Source organism: Brevundimonas naejangsanensis (genome assembly GCF_003627995.1).
In the GTDB taxonomy this organism is placed as follows: domain Bacteria; phylum Pseudomonadota; class Alphaproteobacteria; order Caulobacterales; family Caulobacteraceae; genus Brevundimonas; species Brevundimonas naejangsanensis_B.
Genome location: NZ_CP032707.1, coordinates 1,395,008 through 1,417,227 on the forward strand (window position 1 = coordinate 1,395,008; position 22,220 = coordinate 1,417,227).

At 68.3% G+C, this 22,220-nt stretch carries 20 protein-coding genes; 8 read left to right on the forward strand and 12 right to left on the reverse strand.

Annotation, left to right across the window (positions count from 1 at the left end; genetic code table 11):
* Positions 1-5: 5 nt before the first annotated feature.
* Together D8I30_RS06550 and D8I30_RS06555 are read right to left on the reverse strand one after the other, a co-directional pair.
* Entirely contained in the window at positions 6-650 is a 645-nt protein-coding gene (locus D8I30_RS06550; RefSeq protein ID WP_121482026.1) for a LysE family translocator, read from the reverse strand.
* Positions 651-781: 131 nt separating this feature from the next.
* On the reverse strand, positions 782-1,228 hold the full coding sequence (locus tag D8I30_RS06555) for a BA14K family protein (protein ID WP_205570755.1): 447 nt from the start codon (positions 1,226-1,228) through the stop codon (positions 782-784).
* 216 nt (positions 1,229-1,444) lie between these two features.
* On the opposite strand from D8I30_RS06555, the gene clpB reads away from it, so the two are divergent.
* From clpB to D8I30_RS06565, 3 genes are all read left to right on the forward strand, one after another.
* Positions 1,445-4,033, forward strand: a complete 2,589-nt coding sequence (clpB, locus tag D8I30_RS06560) for an ATP-dependent chaperone ClpB (RefSeq protein WP_121482027.1) — start codon at positions 1,445-1,447, stop codon at positions 4,031-4,033.
* 24 nt (positions 4,034-4,057) lie between these two features.
* Positions 4,058-5,260, forward strand: a complete 1,203-nt coding sequence (locus tag D8I30_RS14380) for a hypothetical protein (RefSeq protein ID WP_162938823.1) — start codon at positions 4,058-4,060, stop codon at positions 5,258-5,260.
* 226 nt (positions 5,261-5,486) lie between these two features.
* Positions 5,487-5,816, forward strand: a complete 330-nt coding sequence (locus D8I30_RS06565) for a GIY-YIG nuclease family protein (RefSeq protein ID WP_121482028.1) — start codon at positions 5,487-5,489, stop codon at positions 5,814-5,816.
* Between the two features lie 3 nt (positions 5,817-5,819).
* Here the strand turns inward: D8I30_RS06565 and D8I30_RS06570 are convergent, their stop codons facing one another.
* Positions 5,820-6,176 (reverse strand): YciI family protein, encoded by a 357-nt coding sequence (locus tag D8I30_RS06570; protein ID WP_121482029.1) that lies wholly within the window; start codon positions 6,174-6,176, stop codon positions 5,820-5,822.
* A gap of 297 nt (positions 6,177-6,473) precedes the next feature.
* Here D8I30_RS06570 and D8I30_RS06575 point away from each other — a divergent pair, with 297 nt between their 5' ends.
* A complete protein-coding gene (locus D8I30_RS06575; protein WP_240387351.1) occupies positions 6,474-6,884 on the forward strand; it encodes a DUF1801 domain-containing protein in 411 nt (136 codons plus the stop codon).
* Between the two features lie 5 nt (positions 6,885-6,889).
* Entirely contained in the window at positions 6,890-7,258 is a 369-nt protein-coding gene (locus D8I30_RS06580) for a DUF1801 domain-containing protein (RefSeq protein ID WP_121483423.1), read from the forward strand.
* Between the two features lie 154 nt (positions 7,259-7,412).
* Here the strand turns inward: D8I30_RS06580 and lpdA are convergent, their stop codons facing one another.
* The 4 genes from lpdA to D8I30_RS06600 all read right to left on the reverse strand — a co-directional run bounded on the left by lpdA (position 7,413) and on the right by D8I30_RS06600 (position 13,203).
* Positions 7,413-8,810, reverse strand: coding sequence for a dihydrolipoyl dehydrogenase (gene lpdA / locus D8I30_RS06585; protein WP_121482031.1), 1,398 nt, complete (start codon positions 8,808-8,810; stop codon positions 7,413-7,415).
* A gap of 484 nt (positions 8,811-9,294) precedes the next feature.
* On the reverse strand, positions 9,295-10,944 hold the full coding sequence (locus D8I30_RS06590) for a 2-oxo acid dehydrogenase subunit E2 (RefSeq protein ID WP_121482032.1): 1,650 nt from the start codon (positions 10,942-10,944) through the stop codon (positions 9,295-9,297).
* 1 nt (position 10,945) lies between these two features.
* Positions 10,946-11,971, reverse strand: a complete 1,026-nt coding sequence (locus D8I30_RS06595; RefSeq protein ID WP_121482033.1) for an alpha-ketoacid dehydrogenase subunit beta — start codon at positions 11,969-11,971, stop codon at positions 10,946-10,948.
* Positions 11,972-11,973: 2 nt separating this feature from the next.
* Entirely contained in the window at positions 11,974-13,203 is a 1,230-nt protein-coding gene (locus D8I30_RS06600; RefSeq protein WP_121482034.1) for a 3-methyl-2-oxobutanoate dehydrogenase (2-methylpropanoyl-transferring) subunit alpha, read from the reverse strand.
* A gap of 147 nt (positions 13,204-13,350) precedes the next feature.
* On the opposite strand from D8I30_RS06600, the gene D8I30_RS06605 reads away from it, so the two are divergent.
* Positions 13,351-13,839 carry an Lrp/AsnC family transcriptional regulator gene (locus tag D8I30_RS06605; protein WP_121482035.1) on the forward strand — a complete coding sequence of 163 codons (489 nt, stop codon included), beginning with the start codon at positions 13,351-13,353 and terminating at the stop codon, positions 13,837-13,839.
* Positions 13,840-13,899: 60 nt separating this feature from the next.
* Positions 13,900-14,838: a pirin family protein gene (locus D8I30_RS06610; RefSeq protein ID WP_121482036.1), complete on the forward strand. Its 939-nt coding sequence runs from the start codon at positions 13,900-13,902 to the stop codon at positions 14,836-14,838.
* A 9-nt stretch (positions 14,839-14,847) separates the two neighbouring features.
* On the opposite strand, the gene pdeM is transcribed toward D8I30_RS06610, so the two are convergent.
* From pdeM to D8I30_RS06630, 5 genes are all read right to left on the reverse strand, one after another.
* Complete coding sequence (gene pdeM / locus D8I30_RS06615) at positions 14,848-15,579, reverse strand: ligase-associated DNA damage response endonuclease PdeM (protein WP_121482037.1); 732 nt, start codon at positions 15,577-15,579, stop codon at positions 14,848-14,850.
* Between the two features lie 166 nt (positions 15,580-15,745).
* Positions 15,746-18,376, reverse strand: coding sequence for a ligase-associated DNA damage response DEXH box helicase (locus D8I30_RS06620; protein ID WP_121482038.1), 2,631 nt, complete (start codon positions 18,374-18,376; stop codon positions 15,746-15,748).
* Entirely contained in the window at positions 18,373-18,510 is a 138-nt protein-coding gene (locus D8I30_RS14385; protein ID WP_162938824.1) for a hypothetical protein, read from the reverse strand. The genes D8I30_RS06620 and D8I30_RS14385 overlap by 4 nt, the downstream gene beginning before the upstream one ends.
* Positions 18,511-18,530: 20 nt before the next feature.
* Complete coding sequence (locus D8I30_RS06625; RefSeq protein WP_121482039.1) at positions 18,531-18,950, reverse strand: type II toxin-antitoxin system VapC family toxin; 420 nt, start codon at positions 18,948-18,950, stop codon at positions 18,531-18,533.
* Positions 18,950-19,201: a type II toxin-antitoxin system Phd/YefM family antitoxin gene (locus D8I30_RS06630; RefSeq protein ID WP_121482040.1), complete on the reverse strand. Its 252-nt coding sequence runs from the start codon at positions 19,199-19,201 to the stop codon at positions 18,950-18,952. Before D8I30_RS06630 ends, D8I30_RS06625 begins: the two co-directional genes overlap by 1 nt.
* A 107-nt stretch (positions 19,202-19,308) precedes the next feature.
* Here D8I30_RS06630 and D8I30_RS06635 point away from each other — a divergent pair, with 107 nt between their 5' ends.
* Positions 19,309-22,155 (forward strand): ATP-dependent DNA helicase, encoded by a 2,847-nt coding sequence (locus D8I30_RS06635; protein WP_121482041.1) that lies wholly within the window; start codon positions 19,309-19,311, stop codon positions 22,153-22,155.
* The last annotated feature ends 65 nt before the right edge of the window (positions 22,156-22,220 follow it).

Below are 22,220 nucleotides of genomic sequence, written 5' to 3' on the forward strand. Positions count from 1 at the left end.
GGGGGTCAGGCCCGGGTCTCCCAGGCGGTCCAGGCGGCGATGGCGACCAGGCCCAGGGCCATGGCGGCGCGCAGCATCGGCCCCTGGGCCCGGGTCAGAAGGGCCCCGCCCGCCCGCGCCGCCGTCAGCACGATGGTCGCGTGGACGATGACGCTGACCAGGACGTGCATCGTCCCCAGCGTCAACGCCTGCATCAGGGTCGAGCCGTGCCCCGGCCGCATGAAGCCGGGCAGCAGGACGACGTAGAGCAGCGCCGCCTTGGGGTTCAGCAGGTTGCCGATCAGGCCGCGCCGGAACAGGGCGCGCCGCCGCCTCTCGACCGGAGCCGCACCCGCCCCGTCGCCCGTGCTGCGCCAGGCGTCCCAGGCCAGCCACAGCAGGAAGCCCACCCCCGCCCAGCGGATGCCCTGGTAGAGGGCGGGCCATAGCAGCACCACCTCGGTCAGGCCGAAGGCGGCGGCTGTCATCCACAGCGTCAGGCCCAGGGTGATCCCGGCCACCGCCGCCAGCCCCGCCGTCCGCCCCTGCGACAGGGAGACAAGGGCCAGCCACCCCATGTTCGGCCCCGGCGTCAGCTCCATCAGGGCCACCGCCGCGAGGAAGGGCAGGATGACCGCCGGGTCCACCGGGCTGCTCGCCAGCAGGCTCATCGTCGCCCCTTGATCCTTTGCTCGACCGGTCCAGCTTCGCGCGGGCTGGCGGCGCCATCAAGCGGCGAACGCGAGACGCCCGCCGTCCAGGGCGGGCGGCGGGCGAGGGGGCTCGAACAGGGAGGGCGCGGCTAAAGCGTGCAGCGCCGGGCGTGGCCTGGGCGCGCCATGAACATGTCGGTGCGCGGGTTATAGGACTTGTAGCGCTGCTGGCAGGCGTGGACGTGGCGGTGCCAGTCCTCATGACGCGTGAAATGGTGCGGAGGGGCGGGCGGGCGCGGCCCCCAGCCGGTGTCCCAGCGGCCGTAGTTCATCTCGCCGTGCATCATCCCGGCCTCGGCTTGATAGGGGCGGGGGCCGCTCTCCATATGGCCGGGCATGGTCTGGGGCCGAGCGGCCGGAGGGCGCGGGGTGGAGGGCGCCGGGGCCGGGCGCGTCTGCGGCGTCATGGCCTGGCCGGGCTGCATCGCATGACCTGGCGCGGGCGCGGGCGTGGGATGAGCGGGGGGCTGCTGCGCCAAGGACGGCGCGGCGACGATCGCCAACAGGCCCGCGGCGGCCGCGAAAACGCTTCTCATGTCGATCTCCATTGTTTCCGCCCCGGGCAAGGCAACGTCGCAAGCCGGCGATGGATCGGCCCTCCCCGAAAATAATTCCGCAGCCTCGTGGGGCGGGACCGAGCGTGGCCTTGCGTGACCGATCAGCCACACCCACCTCGTTTGACATCACTCAAGGCGTCGCTTCGCGAAAGGGCGTCTTGATGGGTTTCCGCCTCCCGAGGGGACTGCATCAAAATGAATCTCGACCTCTATTCCGACCGCGCCAAACAGGCCGTCCAATCCGCCCAGTCGCTGGCGCTCGCCCGGCGGCACCAGCAGTTCGCGCCCGAGCACCTTCTCAAGGTGCTGCTCGAGGAGCGCGACGGCCTGGCGCGCAAGCTGATCGACCAGGCGGGCGGCGATCCCTCCGCCGTCGAACTGGTCACCGAGGGCCTGCTGAAGAAGCGGCCCCAGGTCTCGGGCGGCTCGGGCCAGCTCTATCTGGACGGCGACACCGCCCGCGTCTTCAGCGCCGCCGAGGCGGCCGCCAAGACGGCCGGCGACGCCTTCGTCACCACCGAACGCCTGCTGGCCGCCATCGCCAAGGAGGGCGGGGCCGCCGCTGAGGCGCTGAAATCGGCCGGCGTCACCGCCAAGAAACTCGATGACGCCGTCGCCGAAATCCGCAAGGGCAAGACCGCCGACAGCGCGGCCGCCGAGGACTCCTTCGACGCCCTGAAACGCTACGCCCGCGACCTGACCGAGGCCGCGCGCGACGGCAAGGTCGACCCGGTCATCGGCCGCGACGAGGAGATCCGCCGCACCATCCAGGTCCTGGCCCGCCGCACCAAGAACAACCCCGTCCTGATCGGCGAACCCGGCGTCGGCAAGACCGCCATCGTCGAGGGCCTGGCCCTGCGCATCGTCAACGGCGACGTGCCCGAAAGCCTCAAGGACAAGAAGGTGCTGGCGCTCGACATGGGCGCCCTGATCGCCGGGGCGAAATACCGCGGCGAGTTCGAGGAGCGGCTGAAGGCCGTGCTCAACGAGGTGGCGGCCGCCGAGGGCGGCATCGTCCTCTTCATCGACGAAATGCACACCCTGGTCGGCGCCGGCAAGGGCGACGGCGCCATGGACGCCTCCAACCTCTTGAAGCCCGCCCTGGCGCGCGGCGAGCTGCACTGCGTCGGCGCCACCACGCTGGACGAGTACCGCAAGCACGTCGAGAAGGACGCGGCCCTGGCCCGTCGCTTCCAGCCGGTCTTCGTCGCCGAACCCACCGTCGAGGACACGGTGTCGATCCTGCGCGGCCTGAAGGAGAAGTACGAGGTCCACCACGGGGTGCGCATCTCGGACAGCGCCATCGTCGCCGCCGCGACCCTGTCGAACCGCTACATCACCGACCGCTTCCTGCCGGACAAGGCCATCGACCTGATCGACGAGGCCGCCAGCCGCGTGCGCATGGCCGTCGATTCCAAGCCCGAGGCGCTGGACGAGATCGACCGCCGTCTGGTCCAGCTCAAGATCGAGCGCGAGGCCCTGAAGAAGGAAAGCGACAGCGCCTCGCAGCAGCGTCTCGAAAAGCTGGAGGACGAGATCGCCGACCTGGAGGGCCAGTCGGACGACATGACCGCCCGCTGGAAATCGGAGAAGGACAAGGTGGGGCAGGGCGCGCAGCTGCGCGAGACCCTGGACCGCCTGCGCGCCGAACTGGCCGCCGCCCAGCGCGCCGGCGACCTCGGCCGCGCGTCCGAGATCGCCTACGGCCAGATCCCGCAACTGGAGCGCCAGCTGGCCGAGGCCGAAGCCGCCGAGAAACCCGCCGAAGGCCCGCTCACGCCGGAAGTCGTCGACGCCGAACAGATCGCCGCCGTCGTCAGCCGCTGGACCGGCGTCCCCGTCGACAAGATGCTGGAAGGCGAGCGCGAGAAGCTGCTCAGGATGGAAGAAGAGCTGGGCCGCCGCGTGGTGGGGCAGGACGAGGCCCTGGCCGCCGTCTCCGACGCCGTGCGCCGCGCCCGCGCCGGTCTGAACGACCCCAACAAGCCGCTGGGCAGCTTCCTCTTCCTCGGGCCCACGGGCGTGGGCAAGACGGAGCTGACCAAGGCCCTGGCCGGCTATCTGTTCGACGACGACAACGCCATCACCCGCATCGACATGTCCGAGTACATGGAGAAGCACTCGGTCAGTCGCCTGATCGGCGCCCCTCCCGGCTATGTCGGCTATGACGAGGGCGGCGCCCTGACCGAGGCCGTGCGTCGTCGGCCCTATCAGGTCGTCCTGTTCGACGAGGTCGAGAAGGCCCACCCCGACGTCTTCAACGTGCTGTTGCAGGTGCTGGACGACGGTCGCCTGACCGACGGCCAGGGCCGCACCATCGACTTCAAGAACACCCTGATCATCATGACCTCCAACCTGGGCAGCCAGCATCTGGCCGATCAGCCGGAGGGCGAGGATGTCGAGGCTGTGCGTCCCCTGGTCATGGAGCAGGTCCGCGCCCACTTCCGGCCCGAGTTCCTGAACCGCATCGACGAGATCATCCTGTTCCACCGCCTCGGCCGCGAACAGATGGGCGGCATCGTCCGCATCCAGCTGGCGCGTCTGGAAAAGCTGATGGCCGACCGCCGCCTGACCCTGGCCCTGGACGACAGCGCCCTGACCTGGCTCGCCGACAAGGGCTACGACCCGGTGTACGGCGCGAGGCCGTTGAAGCGCGTCATCCAGAAGGAGCTGGTCGACCCGATGGCCAAGAAGCTGCTGGCCGGCGAGATCGAGGACGGCAGCGTGGTGGCCGTGTCAGCGGGCGGCGACGGTCTGGAGATCGGTAAGGCGCGGGTGCATTAGGGTTATTCTGGCGAAACTACGCTCGTGAAAATCAGCTACACATTTGATTTGCAATCACCGCTGCGTGTCCCGGACCATTGGCCGATAAGGGCCTTCGGAGGGACGGTTACGCTCGTCGAAAACGAAGGACTTGTCAGCGGGGTGAAAATCTCGTTCTCGGGTCAGAGCGTCCATCTAGCGCCGACTCTAACCAAGCTGGATCAGGGCAGAATCAAAGCCAACATTACTTTTAGGGATGGCGCGCTACACAAAGATGTCGAGCAAAGGCTGCATCAGGCTTTGTCGTTTGTTCAATGCTTTTTTCCCATTGAACTGGCGCTCGGTGCTGTAAAAACCGAGTTTGAGGCAGAGGACGATTCTGAGAAGGCGGCTATCGAACTCCACGAGTTCTCGCGACGAAATCAGACCCCTACGACTGAGATTTCGTTTGATATGTTTTCGAGAGCACTGTGGGCATCCGATGAAGGATTCGACGCCTCATTCATCGCCAGTTTGAATGTCCAGGCTCGGAATAGCCTTTCGGAAGAAAGGTATATTAATTCATTTCGATACAGCTTTATGGCAATTGAAGCTGAGTATGGAAATGGGCAATTCAAGTCTGATAAGCTTAAGGCAGCTTTAAAAAACTCTTCGGATTTCAGACGCGTTCTTGAGAGGGGAATAGAGGCTTCTGGAGCTATGCCGTCTAGGATAAGAACGTCTAGTGATGACATTGTCGAGAGTGGAGATGTTGATGCAGTCATTGATCACATCGTGGTCCGGCGCGGGCACTACTTTCATGGCAACCGAAAGAAGCGCGACGCTTGGCTTCCCAACGCGCAGGGAGAGGCTGAGGCTTTGGCAATCTTGGGGGTTAATATCCTTTCTGCCATCGCAGTCGAACATGCAGCCCCCATGTTCGACAACAAGTTGTCCAAACGCCATTATGACGAAGCTGTATGGAGTAAGGCTCAGGTGACGCTTGTTGTCATATTTCACTACAGGCGACGGAACATGCCGTTTTTGGATCGCGGTAAGCTTCAGATGAATTACCCCGGCAATAAGCCTTCTCCCCTGATGGGCTTAGACGCGCTCAAGAACTTCATCACGGAGTTCGAAAAAGGCGACCCTCTGTGTGAGCTCGTGGATGCGAAGTGCATCGATCAAGCTACTGGCTTCGAGGTCTTCAAGATCGGTATTCCAAACGAAACCACTTCTGTAGCAGGCGCCCCGCCCGTTCTTAGCTAGATGGTTTTAAGGGATCATCGTCGGCCCACCCCCCTTTCGTCATCCTCCGGCAAGCCGCGTCAGCGGCGCAGACCGGGGGACCCAGCGGCGCGCGGGAGCGCGAAAGATTCACGCTCGACCTCACCTGCAAAGATCGCCTTCGGCGCCGCTGGGTCCCCCGGTCTCCGCTTCGCTTCGCCGGAGGATGACGGATGACGAAGGCGGAACGGCGGGGTAGCGTGGCGGCATGGGGACGCACCGCACCTTCATCGCGACCTACATCATGGCGAGCGGGCGCAATGGGACGCTCTATGCCGGCTCGACCTCCAACCTCGAAAGCCGGGTGTGGAAGCACAGGACGCGCGCCTTTCCCGGCTTCACCGACGAGAACAACTGCACTTGTCTGGCCTGGTTCGAGCAACACGCTCTGATGCTTGATGCGATCCGGCGCGAGCGGCGCATCAAGAAATGGCTGCGTGACTGGAAGCTGGCCCTGATCGAGCGAGACAATCCCGACTGGCGCGACCTTGCGGCCGACTGGTTCCCGGAACCGAACTGGACGCCGGGCGCGGACTGAGCCTCAGCCCAGCACCGGCATCACCTCCACCCCGTCGCAGACGAAGATGCTCATGTGCGGGTGGCCCTCGAACAGGCGGGCCGCCGCCTCGTGGCTGTCGGCGCGCACGATCATGAAGACGGTCAGCAGGTTGACCATGTCCGTCACGGCGCCGTCGTCGTCGATGCGTTTGGTCGGGCCCAGCGGGCCGCCCTGAAAGACGATGGAGTCACGGTGCGCCGCTTCCCATTCGGCGACGGCGGCGACGCCGAGGCGGGCCGTCTCGGCCTGCTGGGCCTCGCTCATGGCGCGCCAGGCCCGCCATTTGGGGCCGGTCTTGTCGCTGGTGAAGACGGCCAGATAGTGGGTCTCGACGCTCATCGAAGCCTCCCGTTTCCGGAAGGGTCGGTCTTTCGTCGGCTTCGGGCAAGATGCGGCGCCTCTGTGTTCCTTCTCCCCTTGCGGGAGAAGGTGGCGGCCGAGGGCCGACGGATGAGGGGTCTCGCAGGGGCTTGAGGTTTCGGCTGTGGTCGCCGTCGCGCAACCCCTCATCCGACCTCGCTCCACTCGGCCACCTTCTCCCGCAAGGGGAGAAGGAACAACACGCACAATCCGCTTCGCTTGCAGCCGCTGCCGTCCGTGCGATGATCCGGCCATGGGATGATCCGAGGAAGGCGCATGACCGAACCGCCCCGCCTGCTGTCCGGCGGCAATCCGCAGATCGCCAAGGGCCAGGGCGACGCTCCGGTCCAGGCCTGGATCGCCGCCGCACCGGGCTGGAAGCGCGCCGTGAGCGCGCGGCTGGACGCCCTGGTCACGGCCGCCGTTCCGGGCGTGGCCAAGGCGGTGAAGTGGAACTCGCCCCTCTATGGCCGCGCGGGCGAGGGCTGGTTCCTGGGCCTGCATTGCTTCGACCGCTATGTGAAGCTGGCCTTCTTCAACGGCGCCGCGCTGGACCCGCCGCCGCCGACGGCGTCGAAACAGGCGAAGGTGCGTTATCTCCACATCCACGAGGGCGAGGCGCTGGACGAGGCGCAACTGACCGACTGGATCCGACAGGCCGCCGCCCTGCCCGGCGAGAGGATGTGAGCGCCATGACCGAGACCCCCTCCGCCCTGATCGACGCCCGCATCGCCGAACTGGCCGACTGGCGCGGCGCGGTCCTGGCCCGGGTGCGCGCCCTGATCCATGAGGCCCTGCCGGACGTGGTCGAGACGTGGAAATGGCGCGGCGTGCCGGTGTGGGAGCGCGGCGGAATCCTGTGCACCGGCGAGACCTACAGGACCGCCGTCAAGCTGACCTTCGCCAAGGGGGCGTCGCTGGATGATCCGGCGGGCCTGTTCAACGCCAGCCTGGAGGGCGGGACCCGCCGCGCCATCGACATCCGCGAGGGCGAGGCGCTGGACGAGGCGGCGTTCAAGGCCCTGATCCGCGCGGCGGCGGAGGCGAACATCAAACGCTGATCCTTCTCCCCTTGCGGGAGAAGGTGGCAGGCGAAGCCTGACGGATGAGGGGTTGCGGGACGTTCAGCGCATCGCCTCTCATCCGGCGTTGCGAGACCCCTCATCCGGCCCTGACGGGCCACCTTCTCCCACAAGGGGAGAAGGGAGGACGGGCTCAGATGTGAATGGCGTGGCCCAGGGCGCGCAGGGACGCCTCGTGGAAGGCTTCGCCCAGCGTCGGGTGGACGTGGATGGTGCCGGCCACGTCCTCCAGCACCGCGCCCATCTCCAGCATCTGAGCGAAGCTGTTGGACAGCTCCGAGACGTGCTGGCCGACGGCCTGGACGCCCAGGATGCGGTGGTCCGTCTTCGAGGCGATGACGCGGACGAAGCCGCCGTCCTCGCCCGCCTCGATGGCCAGGGCGCGGCCGATGGCGGCGAAGGGGAAGACCGCCTGGATCACGTCGTCGCGGCCCTTCACGTCGTCGACGCCCAGACCGGCCGAGACGATTTCCGGCTCGGTGAAGCAGACGGCGGCGATGGCAGCCGGGTCGAACACGCGGTCATGCCCGGCGATGATCTCGGCCACGACCTCGCCTTGCGCCGAGCCCTTGTGCGCCAGCATGGGCTCGCCGGTCAGGTCGCCGATGGCCCAGACGTTCTTCATGCTGGTGGCGCAGCGCTCATCGATCTTCACGAACGGGCCGTTCATGGCCACGCCCATGTTCTCCAGGCCCCAACCCTTGGTGCGTGCGCGGCGGCCGACGGTGACCAGCACCTTGTCGGCGTCCAGCTGCATCGGGGCGCCGTCCTTGTCGGTGACGTTCAGCTTGCCGTCTCCGAAGCCGCCGGCGCGGGCGCCGAGCAGCAGTTGGACGCCGTGCTTTTCCAGCCATTTGGCGACCGGGTCGGTCAGGGCCTTGTCGTAGAGCGGCAGGATGCGCTCGGCCATCTCGACGATGGCGACTTCGGCGCCCAGCTTGCGGAAGGCGATGCCCAGCTCCAGGCCGATGTAGCCGCCGCCGACGACGACCAGCTTCTTCGGCACTTCCGGCAGGCTCAGGGCCTCGGTGGACGAGATGACGTCGCCGCCGAAGGGCAGGAAGGGCAGTTCGACCGGCTCAGACCCCGTGGCCAGGATGACGTGTTCGGCGGTGATGCGGATGTCGCCGTCGTCGGTCTTCACCTTGCAGGTCTTGGCGTCCGAGAACTCGGCCCAGCCCTTGACGACCTTGACCTTGGCCTTCTTGAGCAGGGCGGCGACGCCGGCGTTGAGCTTCCTGACCACGCCGTCCTTCCACGCGACGGTCTTCGACAGGTCGATGGCCGGGGCCGAGGCGGTGATGCCCAGCGTGCCGTCGCCGGCGGCCTTGGCCACCGTCTCATACTTGCCCGCCGCGTGGATGATGGCTTTGGACGGGATGCAGCCGACGTTCAGGCAGGTGCCGCCGAGCCCGTCGCCGCCGTCCACCAGCACGGTGTCGAGGCCGAGTTGGCCGCAACGGATGCCAGCGACATAGCCGCCGGTGCCGGCGCCGATGATCAGGACTTTGGTCTTGAGGGTCTGGGTCATGGTTTGATTGCTCTCAGGCGGTCTGCAGCAGCTCGAATAAGGAGGCCGATTTCAGGATCGACGACGTTCTCGGGCCGCACCGCGACATCTACACGAAGGGTTTGTCCCAGTGAGGCCTGGGTGGCAGGGTTCCAGGCTTCTTCGCGTACGGCGTAGACGATTGCGACATCCTTCGGCTCCCAAAGGCGTCCGCCACATTCCTTTCCGCTATAGCTAAGCCAGGAAATATGATGTGGCGGCGACTCTCCCTCCAGAGCGACCAGCGTCTGAAATCGCACCATCTGGTCTTCATCGTGAGGTCTGGCGGATATGACCTGCGCTAGGAAGAGGGAGGTCGCACGCTGACGGTCTGCCGTTTGTAGGCCCAGTTCAAGCCGGTAGGCGTCCTGTCCGTTTATGGGTAAGCAGGAGGCCTTGGCTTGGCCTCCCACTGTAGCGACCATGAAGGCCGCCAATGAGGCTATGGGCAGAAGCCTCATTGGCTTTACCCCATCCACAAGGTCGCCGGGTTCTCCAGCAGGTTCTTGATCTTCTGCACGAAGACCGCCGCGTCGTGGCCGTCGACGATGCGGTGATCGAAGCTGGAGGACAGGTTCATCATCTTGCGCACGACCATCTGGCCGTTGCGCACCACGACGCGCTCTTCGATCTTGTTCGGACCGACGATGGCGACCTCGGGGTGGTTGATGATGGGGGTGTGCACCACGCCGCCGAGCGTCCCCAGGGAGGTGATGGTGATGGTCGAGCCGGACAGCTCCTCGCGCTTGGCGCTGCCGTCCTTGGCGGCGCCCGAGACGCGGGCGATCTCAAGGGCCGTGTCGTAGGCGTCGCGCGCCTCGGCGTGGCGGACGACGGGAACCATCAGGCCGTTCGGCGTCTGGGCGGCGATGCCCAGGTGGACGGCGTTGTGCTGGGTCAGGACGCCCGCTTCGTCGTCATAGACAGCGTTGATGTTCGGCTGGTCCTTCAGGGCCACGACGATGGCGCGGGCGATGAAGGGCAGGACGTTGAGCTTGGGCTTCCCCGTGCCCTTGTTCTGGGCGTTCAGGTGGGCGCGCAGCTCTTCCAGCGCCGTCATGTCGATCTCTTCCACATAGGTGATGTGGGGGATGCGACGGACGCTCTCGGCCATCTTCTCCGCGATCTTGCGGCGCAGGCCGATGATGCGGACGTCGTTGGTTCCCTCGGCCCTGGCGTAGAGGGAGCCGCCCGAGGCCGCCGCCGGGGCGACGCTGCCGCCGCGCGCGACGAAGGCGTCCAGATCGGCGTGCTCGATGCGGCCGGCGGGGCCGCTGCCCGGCACGAAGACCAGATCGATCCCCAGATCACGCGCGCGGTTGCGCACCGCCGGAGAGGCCAGGGGGCGCTCGCCCGGCTGGCGGCCGGTCAGGGCGGGAACGGGCTTGGCGTCGACCTTGGAAGCCGTTTGGGGCGCGGGCGCCGCAGCCGCCTTGGCGGCCGGCGCGGTCTTGGCGGGAGCGGCGGCTGGGGGCGCGGCGGGGGCGGCCTCGACCGGCTGTCCCTTGCCCGCGACGTTGAAGCTGACCAGCGGGCCGCCGACGGCGATCTGCTGACCGGCTTCGCCGTGCAGGGCGACCACGAAGCCGGACACCGGGCTGGTCAGTTCGACCGTCGCCTTGTCGGTCATGACCTCGGCCAGGATCTGGTCTTCCTCGACCGTGTCGCCGACCTTGACGTGCCAGCCGACCAGTTCGGCCTCGGCCGTGCCTTCGCCGACGTCAGGCAGTTTGAAGACATGGTTGGCGGCGCCGCCCGGCGCGGGGGAAACAGGCGCGGGTTCGGCCTTCGGCGCTGCGACGGCGGCCGCAACGGGTTCGGGCGCGGCGGCGATGGGCGCGGGGGCCGGTTCATCAGCGGAGGCGTTGCCTTCGCCCTCGATCTCGAACTCAGCCAGGGGGCCGCGCACGGCCATCATCTGGCCCGGCTCGCCATGCAGGGCGGTGACCACGCCGGAGACCGGGCTGGTCAGTTCGACCGTGGCCTTGTCGGTCATGACGTCGGCGACGATCTGATCCTCGACGACCGTATCGCCGATCTTGACGTGCCAGGCGACCAGTTCGGCCTCGGCGGTGCCTTCGCCCACGTCCGGCAGTTTGAAGACGAAGCGACCCATCTCAGCGACCCCCGCTCATGACGGCTTTCAGTGCATCGGCCACGCGTTGCGGGCCGGGGAAATATTCCCATTCGAAGGCGTGCGGATAGGGCGTGTCCCAGCCGGTCACGCGCGCCACCGGCGCCTCCAGGTGATAGAAGCAGCGCTCCTGGACCAGGGCGCTCAGCTCGGCGCCGAAGCCCGAGGTCTTGGGCGCCTCGTGCACGATGACGCAGCGGCCGGTCTTCTTGACCGAGGCCTCGATGGTCTCGATGTCCAACGGAACCAGGGTGCGCAGGTCGATGACCTCGGCGTCGACGCCGGCGTGCTCGGCGCCCGCCAGCGCCACCCAGACCATCGTGCCGTAGGCCAGGATGGTGACGTCGGAGCCTTCCTTCATCACGCGGGCCTTGCCGATCGGCTCAATGTATTTGCCGGTCGGGACCTGGGCCAGCTCCTGAGCCTTCCACGGCGAAACCGGCTTCTCGTGCCAGCCGTCGAAGGGGCCGTTGTACAGGCGCTTGGGCTCGAAGAAGATGACCGGATCGTCGTCCTCGATCGCCGCAGTGAGCAGACCCTTGGCGTCATAGGGGTTGGACGGAATCACCACCTTCAGTCCGGCGATGTGGGTGAACAGGCTTTCCGGCGACTGGGAGTGCGTCTGGCCGCCGAAGATGCCTCCGCCGTAGGGGCTGCGCACCACCATCGGCGTGGTGAACTGGCCGCCCGAGCGATAGCGCATCTTGGCCGCTTCGGAGACGATCTGGTCGTAGGCCGGATAGATGTAGTCGGCGAACTGAATCTCGACGACCGGACGCAGGCCATAGGCGGCCATGCCGATGGCTGTGCCGACGATGCCGGATTCCGAGATCGGGGCGTCGAAGCTGCGGTTCAGGCCGTGCTTCTTCTGAAGGTGGTCGGTGACGCGGAAGACGCCGCCGAAATAGCCCGCGTCCTCGCCGTAGGAGACGACGGTCGGGTCTTCGCTCATCTTGACGTCCAGGGCCGAGTTCAGGGCCTGGATCATGTTCATCGACGCAGTGCTCATGATCAGACTCCGACCTCGCGACGCTGTTCCACCAGGCGCCAGTCCTCGGTGGCGAAGACCTCCTCGAACATGGTCTTCACGCTGGGGCGCGACTGGCCGAGCGTGCCGATGGCCTCGGATTCACGCGCGGCGGCGCGGACCTGTTCGACGGCCTCCTTCTCGGCCGCTTCCTGCTGGTCGTCCGACCATTCGCCGATGGCGATGAGGTGCTGCTTGACGCGGGCGATCGGGTCGCCCAGCGGCCACTTCTCGTGCTCGTCGCCGGGGCGGTAGCGGCTGGGGTCGTCCGAGGTCGAGTGCGGGGCACCGCGATAGGTGAACAGCTCGATGATCGTCGCGCCCTGGTTGGTGCGGGCGCGCTCCTCGGCCCACTGGGTCGCGGCCCAGACGGCCAGGAAGTCGTTGCCGTCGACGCGCAGGGCCGGCAGGCCATAGCCCACGGCCTTCGACGCGAAGGTGGTCTCCAGCCCGCCGGCGATGCCCTGGAAGGACGAGATGGCCCACTGGTTGTTGACGATGTTCAGGATGACCGGCGCGCGATAGACGGCGGCGAAGGTCAGGGCCGAATGGAAGTCGCTCTCGGCCGTTGAGCCGTCGCCGATCCAGGCGGCGGCGATCTTGTCGTCGCCGCGGATGGCCGAGGCCATGGCCCAGCCCACGGCCTGGACATACTGGGTGCCCAGATTGCCCGAGATGGTGAAGAAGCCATAGTCCTTGGCTGAATACATGATCGGCAGCTGACGGCCCTTGATGGGGTCTTCGGCGTTCGAATAGATCTGGTTCATCATCGACGCGAGCGGATAGCCGCGCGAGATCAGCAGGCCCTGCTGGCGATAGGTGGGGAAGCCCATGTCCTCGCGGCTCAGGATCATGCCCTGGGCGACCGCGATGGCCTCCTCGCCGGTGCACTTCATGTAGAAGCTGGTCTTGCCCTGGCGGTGGGCGCGGTGCATCCGGTCGTCGAAGGCGCGCGTCAGGATCATGGCCTTCAGGCCGCGGCGCAGGGTGTCGGGGTCCAGCTTGGGGTCCCAGGGGCCGACGGCCCGGCCTTCATCGTCCAGGACGCGGATCAGGCGGAAGGCGTGATCGCGCATTTCGGCGGGCGCCGTGGCGACGTCGGGGCGGTCGACCGCGCCGGGGGCGTCGAGCTTCAGATGGCTGAAATCAGGCGTGTCTCCGGGGCGGCCCGAAGGCTCCGGCACGCGCAGCGACAGGGTCGGGGTGTTTTTCATCATGCCTCCCGTCCGGTTGAACCGTCCGCATTTCCTCTGGGAAGAGGGCATAGCATGGCGCGTGATTGTTGGCTCTTCCAAAAACACCCTTGCCAAATGCTGATTTGGGGTATTTTATTGCTCTGAAACCTAATTCGGAGAAAGCCTTTGGCCGACGAACTCGATCCTATCGACGCGCGCATCCTCGACATCCTTCAGCAGGACGCGGGCCTGTCCGTCGCCGAGGTGGCCGATCGGGTCGGCCTGTCGGCTTCGCCGTGCTGGCGCCGGATCAAGAGACTGGAGGACTCTGGCCTGATACGCAAGCGGGTCACGCTTCTGGACGCCGGTTTGCTGGGTCTGGACTTCGAAGTCTACGCCATCGTCAAGCTGAGCCTGCCGACGCGCGACAACCTGATGGTCTTCGAACAGGCCGTCGAGCAGTGGCCCGAGGTGGTGCAGTGCGCCACCATCACCGGCCGCGAGGACTATGTCCTGCGCATCATCACCACCGACATGCACGCCTTCGACCAGTTCCTGCGCGACAAGCTGCTGACGCTCGGCATCGTCTCCAACTGCGAGAGCCACATCGTCACGCGCGGGGTGAAGAACGTCACCACCTTGCCGCTGGGCATCATCACCCCCCACGTCGCCTAGGCGAGGTCAGACGCGTTCAAAGGCTAGGGGCCTGCGGGGCTCCGGAAACGAGAGGCCGAGATGATTGAACTGGTGATCGACGCGCGCCGCAAGGATCTGGGCGGGTTCGAGGTCGGGCGGGTCCTGCCCTTCGCGCGACGCCGCATGGTCGGCCCCTTCATCTTCCTGGACCAGATGGGCCCGGCCGAGTTCGCGCCCGGCGCCGACGCCATCAATGTGCGGCCGCATCCGCACATCGGCCTGTCGACGCTGACCTATCTGTTCGAGGGCGAGATCTTGCACCGGGACAATCTGGGCTACACCCAGCCTATCCGTCCTGGCGAGGTGAACTGGATGACCGCCGGGTCTGGCATCGTCCACTCCGAACGCACCGACCCGCTTAAGAAGGCGCAGGGCGGCAAGATGCACGGCATGCAGGCCTGGGTCGCCCTGCCGCTGGAGAAGGAGGAGATCGCCCCTTCCTTCACCCACCTGGGCGAGGACGCCCAGCCGACCTATGAGAACAACGGCCTGTTCGCGCGTCTGGTGGCGGGCGAGGCGTTCGGCGCCAAGGCGGGGACGCCGGTGGAATCGCCGCTCTTCTACGTTCACTGGGAAATGGCCGAGGGCGTCCGCGCCGCGCCACCGCCGCCCCGCGCCAAAGGCGGCTACAGCGAACGCGCCCTGTTCGTGGCCAAGGGCGCGATCGAGGTCGACGGCCGCGCCTTCCACGAGGGGCAGATGGTCGTCCTGTCGCCCGAGGCCGAGCCGACGGTCACGGCGCTGCAGCCGTCGACCGTCATGGCCCTGGGCGGCGAACCGGTGGGCGAGCGCCTGATCTGGTGGAATTTCGTCGCCTCGTCCCAGGCCCGGCTGGATCAGGCCAAGGCCGATTGGAAGGCGGGCCGCATGAGTCTGCCGGCCGAGGATTCCCTGGAGTTCATCCCCCTGCCGGACGAGCCGGCCCAGGCCACGCACGCGCCCGCCGAGGTCGAGCCCAAGCCGACCGACCCCGTCTAGGAGGCCGTTTCAGGCCAGCCGGCCGAAGGCGACGGCGTGCACCTTGTCGCGCCCCAGCAGGGCGGACAGCGGCGGAGTTGGAAACAGCCCCGCGATCGCCGGGTCGCGCACGTCCAGCCCCCCAGCGAAGGCGCCGAAGGCGGGCAGGATAAGCCGCCGCCCATCGGTGACGAAGCAGGGCCGCCGTACTCCTCGGCCATAGGCGGCGACCCGCGCCGCCGGATGCAGGTGGCCCGCGACCTCGCCCGGCGCCGGTTCCGCCTGCGGCTCGTGGATCAGGAACAGCCCGCCCAGTGTCATCGTCTCGACCACCCGGCCGGGCAGGCGATCTAGGGCCCCGGCCAGGGCGTCCAGGTCGTGATTGCCCTCCAGCCAGACCCAATCGCGCCCGGAGGCCAGCCTCTCCAGCCGCGCCAGTTGGGCGCCGTCCATGCGCGCCACCGCTTTTGAATCGTGGAAGCTGTCGCCCAGCAGCACGACCGTGCGCGGGGCCAGGGCCTCGATCTCGGCCTCCAGCTTGGCCAGGGTCGCGGGGCTGTCGTAGGGCGGCAGCATCTGGCCGCGCGCGGCGAAGGCGGAGCCCTTCTCCAGGTGCAGATCCGAAGCGACCAGGGTCTGATGCGCCGGCAACCACAGGGCGCCGGAGCAGCGCAGCACGCAGGCCTCGCCATTGACCGTCAGCTTCAGCCCGCCGCACGGATGGCGATAGGGCGACAGCAACTCTCGCAACGCCGCGTTCATCGTCCTTCTCGCCTCGGGGGAGAAGGTGGGCGGCGGAGCCGCTCGGATGAGGGGGCTGTATCCGCAGGCAAGCCGTCAGACGGGGAGCGCGCGGCGGGCGTCCCCCGCATCCGTCTTGCGGCGCAAGCCACCTTGTCCCCCGAGGGGAGAAGGACGCACGATGTCTTCACGCCGCCCCCTTCAGCGCCTCGGGCGCGTCTTCCATGACCTCGGCGATCAGGGCCTCGGCGGATTCATCCAGGATCATCTCGGCCGCGTCGCCGCCGACTCGCTCGCGGCCGATCTGCACCAGCACCGGCACGCAGAAGGGCGAGGGTCGGTCCAGCGCCTTGTGCACGATGCGGCCGTGGATGCGGCTCAGCAACTGACCCAACCGCGCCACGTCCAGCAAGCCGGTCGCCGCGTCGGCCCGCGCCGTCCTCAGCAGCAGGTGATCCGGCTGGTGCCGCCGCAGCACGTCGTAGATCAGGTCGGTCGAGAAGGTCACCTGACGCCCGGTCTTTTCGGCCCCCGGCTGGCGCTGCTCGATCAGGCCCGAGATCAGGGCGCAGTTGCGGAAGGACCGCTTCATCATGAAGCTCTCCTCCAGCCAAGCCTCCAGGTCATCGCCCAGCATGTCCGGCTCGAACAGGGCGTCCAGGTCGAGGTCGTCCATCGGCCGGATCGACCAGATCGCCAGCGAATAGTCGGTCACCACAAAGCCCAGCGGCCCGACGCCCATCCGGTCCAGCCGCCGGGTCAGCAGCATGGCCAGCGTCGTGTGCGCCAGCCGCCCCTCGAACGGATAGGCGACCAGGAAATGCCGCGTCCCGCGCGGGAAGGTCTCGACCAGCAGGGTCTCGGCCTCGGGGATGGCGCTGCGCAGGCCCTGCAGCTCCAGCCATTCCTGCACGTCGGGCGGCAGGACGCGCCAGTGGTCGCGATCCTGCACCATGCGCCGCACCCGCTCGGCCAGCGACGTGCCCAGCGGGAATTTCGACCCGCCGTAGGAGGGGATGCGCGGGTCTTTGTCCACCGCCGCCGAGACGAGGGCGTCGGTCCCGACGATGCCTTGGAAGGCCCAGACCTGGCCGGCGAAGACGAAGGTGTCGCCTGGCGTCATCTGTTCGAAATACCACTCTTCGGCCTCGCCGATCTTGCGGCCGCCGACCAGGTGTTTGCCCCCCGCGCGCCGTCCGGCGACCCGCACGTTCAGATTGGCGGCGGAGACGATGGCGCCGACGTTCATCCGGTGCCGCTGGGCCATCTGGACGTTGCGGACCGTCCATTTGCCGTCGCGGGTGCGCACGATGCGGGCGAAGCGGTCATAGGTCCGCAGCGCATAGCCGCCGACCGCGACCAGATCGACCACCTCCTCGAAGGCTTCGTAGGTCAGGTCGCGATAGGGCCCCGCGCTCGTCACCTCGGCGAACAGCTCGGCCAGGTCGAAGGGTTCGGAGCAGGCGCAGCCCATGACGTGCTGGGCCAGGGTATCCAGCGTCCCGGTATGCTCCGGCTCCCAGTCGAAGGCGTTCTCGGCCACGGCCTCGCGCGCGGCCTGGCACTCCAGCATCTCGAAGCGGCTGGCGGGGACCATCAGGGCGCGCGACGGCTCGTCCAGCCTGTGATTGGCCCGGCCGATGCGCTGCACCAGCCGACTGGCCCCCTTGGGCGCGGCCAGCTGGATTACGAGATCGACGTCGCCCCAGTCGATGCCCAGGTCCAGCGTCGAGGTGCAGACCACGGCCTTCAGGTCGCCGCGCGCCATCGCCGCCTCGACCTTGCGCCTCTGCTCGGCGGCCAGGGAGCCGTGGTGCAGGGCGATGGGCAGGTCGTCCTCATTGATCGCCCACAGCGACTGGAAGACGAACTCGGCCTGCCAGCGGGTGTTGACGAAGATGAGGCTGAGGTCAGCGCGCCGGATGGCGTCGTAGACCTCGGGGATGGCGTGGACGCCGGTGTGCCCGGCCCAGGGCACGCGGCCTTCGCTGACCAGCACGTCGACCACAGGCGGCGCGCCGGGATCGCCGAGGACAATCAACACTCCCTTCCCCCTCGAGGGGGGAAGGGCCGGGGATGGGGGTGCGAGCGGACGGCCGAAATGTTCCGCGCGAGAGACGCCCCCGTCCCCCGCGCCCGCCTTATTGACACCAGCGACCCCACCCCCACCCAACCCTCCCCTCTCGAGGGGGAGGGCTCTAGGACTGAGCCAGTCGGCGATCTTTTGCGGGTCATCCACCGTCGCGCTCAACGCCACCCGCCGCATCCCCGGCGCGAAAGCCTGCAAGCGCGCCAGCCCCAGCGCCAGCAAATCGCCGCGCTTGCCGCTCCAGATGGCGTGGACCTCGTCCAGCACCACGCATTTCAGATCGGCGAAATAGGCCCTCGCCCCCTCCCAGGCGCAGAATAGGGCCAACTGCTCCGGCGTGGTCAGCAGGATGTCGGGCGGGAAGTCGCGCTGGCGCTGCTTCTTCGACTGTTTGGTGTCGCCGGTGCGGCTCTCGACATGGATGTTCAGCCCGATCTCGCGGATGGGCGTCATTAGGTTGCGCTCGACGTCGGTGGTCAGGGCCTTCAGCGGCGACAGATAGAGGGTGTGGACGCCCGAGCCCGGCCCCGTTTCGGGTCGAGGGCCCCTTTCGGCCAGGTCGATCAGGCTGGGCAGGAAGCCCGCCAGCGTCTTGCCCCCGCCCGTCGGCGCCACCAGCAGGGCGTGCGCCCCGACCTCGGCGGCGGCGACCATCTCCAGCTGATGCCGGCGCGGCGACCAGCCCCGACCGGCGAACCAGTCGGCGAACAGGGGCGGAAGCGTCGTCATTCGCTGGGCTCAGCATAGGCGCAGCCGCTCTCGCCCCAGCGGCCGCCGGAATCGAGACAGTAATCGACGTCGCTGTTGAAGATCCTCCATGCCGCGAAGGTCAGCAGCAGGCCGATGACCAAGGCTGCGCCCAAGCAGCCTCTGCGGCGGCGGATCACTCTTCGCTCCATGGCGAGAGCACCCGGCAGCCCAGAGGCTCGAAATGCCGGACGTTGCGGGTTACCACCGCCAGGCCATGGACATGAGCGGTCGCCGCGATCAGTTCGTCCGTCATGTCCGAGGCTCGACCCGCCGTTCGCGCGGCCTCTGCTAGAGAGGCCCAGCGCTCGGTGACGTCCAGATCGACCGGCAGAATCCGGTCATCGAACCTCAGCACCAGGTCGCTAAGCCAATAGTCGAGATCGTCGCGTCGGCGGCCGGGTTCGAGGCGGACGATGCCGCGCCGAAGCTCCCCCACCGTGATGACGCTGAGGTGCAGGTCCGACAGCAGCTGATCGCTGAGCCAGCCGATCAGGCCCGCGTCCGGTCGCGCGCGCTTCGGCTCGCTGATGGCGTTGGTGTCGAGCAGAAACATCAGAGCGGGTCGATGTCCCGCGTCGGACGGCGATCTCGCTCCAGATCGACGCCTTCCAGCGACGGACCGTTCAGCAGCCAGTCCTTGAAATCATGGGCCGCGCGAGGGTCTTTCAACCGGCGGAAGTCCTCAGCCGACAACACGACGGCGGCGGCCTCTCCGTGCAGGGAAATCTCCTGCGGCCCCTCGCTGCGCGAACGTCGGATGACCTCCGAGAGATTGTCCTTCGCCTTGGCGACGCTCCAGCTCATTTCGCGCTCACATTATGGCTATTTCTTATAGCCATACTCTGGCGGGACACTTCCGTCAATGAAATGTTCCCGTTCCGTTTCGTTGCCTCCGGCGCTATTGAGCGAGGGTGACCGTCGAATCCGCCGACATTCGGACAGCCTCGTCCCTGACGTTCGACCTGCCCCCCGCGCTGGCCACGCCGCCGGGGGCAGGGGCCGTGTGCGACGATCAGGGCGCCAGAAAGATCGGCCGGGGCGCCGCCGAGGGCCTGTTCATGGGCGGCACCGTCATCGTCGCCCACGCCGGACTGACCGCGCGGCGTCTAGGCCTGGCGCCGCCGCCGCGCTCGGCCGAGATGCTGGATGCGCTGGAGCTGTTCGCCTTCGTGCGTCCGGCCCGGTTTTGCGCCCCGTCGGCCACCGGGCTGGCGCTGGCCCTGGGGCGCGAGGAGCCGAGGGGCGCCGAGGCGCAGGCCTCCGCCCTGCGCGCCGCCGCCGCCGACCTGCTGGCCGAACTGGCCGCGCCCGCCTATCCGGGGCGGGAGGAGGCCTATGCGCTGGCCCTGACGCTGGAGCGGGCGGGCTGGGGCTGGGCGTCGCGCGTGCTTCAGGCCCTGCGCGCCGGGCCGCTGCGCGATCGTCAGCAGCGCGGCTCGGGCCTCGACGTCTGGGCGCGGCTTCAGGAGTGGGAGGACGAGGCGCCGCGCGGCGAGGCCGGGTCGGCTCCCGTCGATTCCGAGAGCGCCCGTATCCGGCTGGACAAGCTGCTTCAGGCCTCGGGTCTGGACGAGACGCGGCCCGCCCAGTCCGACTATGCGGCCGAGGCGGCTTACGCCTTCTCGCCCCGCAATGAGGAGGGGCGCCCGCGCGTCCTGCTGGCCGAAGCGGGGACCGGCACGGGCAAGACCCTGGGCTATCTGGCGCCCGCCAGCCTGTGGGCCGAGCGCAACGCCGGCGCAGCGTGGATCTCGACCTACACCCGCGCCCTGCAACGCCAGATCGACCGCGAAAGCCGCGCCCTGTGGCCGGACGAGGCTGAGCGCCGCCGCAAGACGGTGGTGCGCAAGGGGCGCGAGAACTACCTCTGCCTGCTCAATCTTCAGGACATGGTGCAGGCGGCGCAGCTGGGGAACGGCGACCTGATCGGCATGGCGCTGGCGGCGCGCTGGGCCGCCCACACCCGCGACGGCGACATGACCGGCGGCGACTATCCGGGCTGGCTGCCCGGCCTCTACGCCACGGCGCCCATGCACCAGGCGGGGCCGGCCAACCTGGTCGACCGGCGCGGCGAGTGCGTCCACGCCGCCTGCCCCCACTATCGCCTGTGCTTCGTCGAAAAGACCATCCGCGCCAGCCGTCGGGCCGATCTGGTGGTGGCCAATCATGCGCTGGTGATGACCCAGGCCGCCTTCGACGGCGCCCGCACCGCGCGGGGGCTGAAACAGGACGGCGAGACGGCGGCGCTGAAGCGCATCGTTTTCGACGAGGGCCACCACCTGTTCGACGCCGCCGACAGCGCCTTCTCCGCCTGCCTGTCGGGCCAGGAGGCGGCCGAACTGCGCCGCTGGATCCGCGGGCCCGAGGGACGCGGCCGTCGCGGGCGCGGGCTGGAACAGCGGCTGGGCGACCTGACCGCCGACAACGAAGCCGCCGCCAAGGCCCTGAAGGACGCGCTTCAGGCCGCCGCACAACTGCCCGGCGAGGGGGTGTCGGGCCGCATCGCCCCGGCCTCGGGCGAAGTGAACCCCATCGGCCCGATCGAGCGGTTTCTGGTCGCCGCGCTGGAGCAGTTGCGCGCCCGCGCGGCCGAGACCGGCGGCGCCGAGTTCGGGCTGGAGTGCGCTCTGCGCCCCGTCACCGAGCCGGTGCTGGAGGCCGCCCGCGAGGCGGCCCGCGCCATCGCCGCCGTCGAGGCGCCCCTGCTGGCCCTGTCGCGCCATCTGGAGGACATTCTGGACGAGGAGGCGGCCGAGCTGGACGGCGCCGCCCGCGCCCGCATCGAGGGCTCGCTGCGGGGGCTGGATCGGCGCGCGCGCATGACCCTGCCCGGCTGGCGCTCCATGCTGGCGGCGCTGGAAGAGGGCGGGGACGAACCCGATCCGGATTACGTCGACTGGCTGAGCGCCGAGGCCGCCTTCGGCCGCATCCACGACGTGGCCCTGCGCCGTCACTGGATCGACCCGACCGTGCCGCTGGAAGCCGCCGTGGTCATGCCCGCGCACGGCGTCCTGGTGACCAGCGCCACCCTGTCCGACCCGGCGGCCGAAGACCCCTTCGACCTGGCCCGCCTGCGCACCGGCGCCGCGCGCCTGATCGAACCGGCGCGGACGCTGAAGGTCGACAGCCCCTTCGACTATGCGACGAACAGCCGGGTCATCGTCGTCAACGATCTGGTCAAGGATGACCCGCGCCAGATCGCGGCGGCCATGCGCGAACTGTTTCTGGCGGCGGGCGGCGGAGGCTTGGGCCTGTTCACCGCCATCCGGCGTCTGAAGGCGGTCTATGAGCGGCTGGGACCGGAACTGGCGCGCGCGGGCCTGCCGCTCTACGCCCAGCACGTCGATCCGCTGGAGGTCGGGGCCTTGGTGGATGTCTTCAGGGCTGAGCGGGACAGCTGTCTTTTGGGCACCGACGCCGTGCGCGACGGAGTGGACGTGCCGGGGCGGTCCTTGCGCGTTCTGGCCTTCGACCGCGTGCCGTGGCCGCGGCCTGACCTGCTGCACAAGGCGCGGCGCGAGCGGTTCGGCACGGGCTCGGGCGGTCGTTCGTGGGACGACGCCCTGGCGCGCGGGCGCATCGCCCAGGCCTTCGGCCGCCTGATCCGCCGGGCGGACGACCGGGGCGTCTTCGTCATGCTGGACGCCGCCTGCCCGACCCGCCTGTTCGCCGCACTGCCGCCGGGGACCGAGGTGCTGCGCCTGGGCCTGGCCGAGACGGTGGAGTTGACCAAGGCGTTCCTGGCGGAATCGAGCTGAAGCCTCCGCCCCTTCCTCTTTCGTCATCCTCCGGCAAGCCGCGCAGCGGCGCTGACCGGAGGACC

Coding starts and splice junctions, on each gene's coding strand:
- D8I30_RS06620 (WP_121482038.1), bottom strand. CDS start 18,376: ATGACGACGCTTCCGCCCCTGTTCGCCGACTGGTTCGCCGGTCGGGGC.
- clpB (WP_121482027.1), top strand. CDS start 1,445: ATGAATCTCGACCTCTATTCCGACCGCGCCAAACAGGCCGTCCAATCC.
- D8I30_RS06565 (WP_121482028.1), top strand. CDS start 5,487: ATGGGGACGCACCGCACCTTCATCGCGACCTACATCATGGCGAGCGGG.
- D8I30_RS06600 (WP_121482034.1), bottom strand. CDS start 13,203: ATGAAAAACACCCCGACCCTGTCGCTGCGCGTGCCGGAGCCTTCGGGC.
- D8I30_RS06590 (WP_121482032.1), bottom strand. CDS start 10,944: ATGGGTCGCTTCGTCTTCAAACTGCCGGACGTGGGCGAAGGCACCGCC.
- D8I30_RS06630 (WP_121482040.1), bottom strand. CDS start 19,201: ATGAGCTGGAGCGTCGCCAAGGCGAAGGACAATCTCTCGGAGGTCATC.
- D8I30_RS06570 (WP_121482029.1), bottom strand. CDS start 6,176: ATGAGCGTCGAGACCCACTATCTGGCCGTCTTCACCAGCGACAAGACC.
- D8I30_RS06625 (WP_121482039.1), bottom strand. CDS start 18,950: ATGTTTCTGCTCGACACCAACGCCATCAGCGAGCCGAAGCGCGCGCGA.
- lpdA (WP_121482031.1), bottom strand. CDS start 8,810: ATGACCCAGACCCTCAAGACCAAAGTCCTGATCATCGGCGCCGGCACC.
- D8I30_RS06580 (WP_121483423.1), top strand. CDS start 6,890: ATGACCGAGACCCCCTCCGCCCTGATCGACGCCCGCATCGCCGAACTG.
- D8I30_RS06555 (WP_205570755.1), bottom strand. CDS start 1,228: ATGAGAAGCGTTTTCGCGGCCGCCGCGGGCCTGTTGGCGATCGTCGCC.
- pdeM (WP_121482037.1), bottom strand. CDS start 15,579: ATGAACGCGGCGTTGCGAGAGTTGCTGTCGCCCTATCGCCATCCGTGC.
- D8I30_RS06595 (WP_121482033.1), bottom strand. CDS start 11,971: ATGAGCACTGCGTCGATGAACATGATCCAGGCCCTGAACTCGGCCCTG.
- D8I30_RS06575 (WP_240387351.1), top strand. CDS start 6,474: ATGACCGAACCGCCCCGCCTGCTGTCCGGCGGCAATCCGCAGATCGCC.
- D8I30_RS06610 (WP_121482036.1), top strand. CDS start 13,900: ATGATTGAACTGGTGATCGACGCGCGCCGCAAGGATCTGGGCGGGTTC.
- D8I30_RS06550 (WP_121482026.1), bottom strand. CDS start 650: ATGAGCCTGCTGGCGAGCAGCCCGGTGGACCCGGCGGTCATCCTGCCC.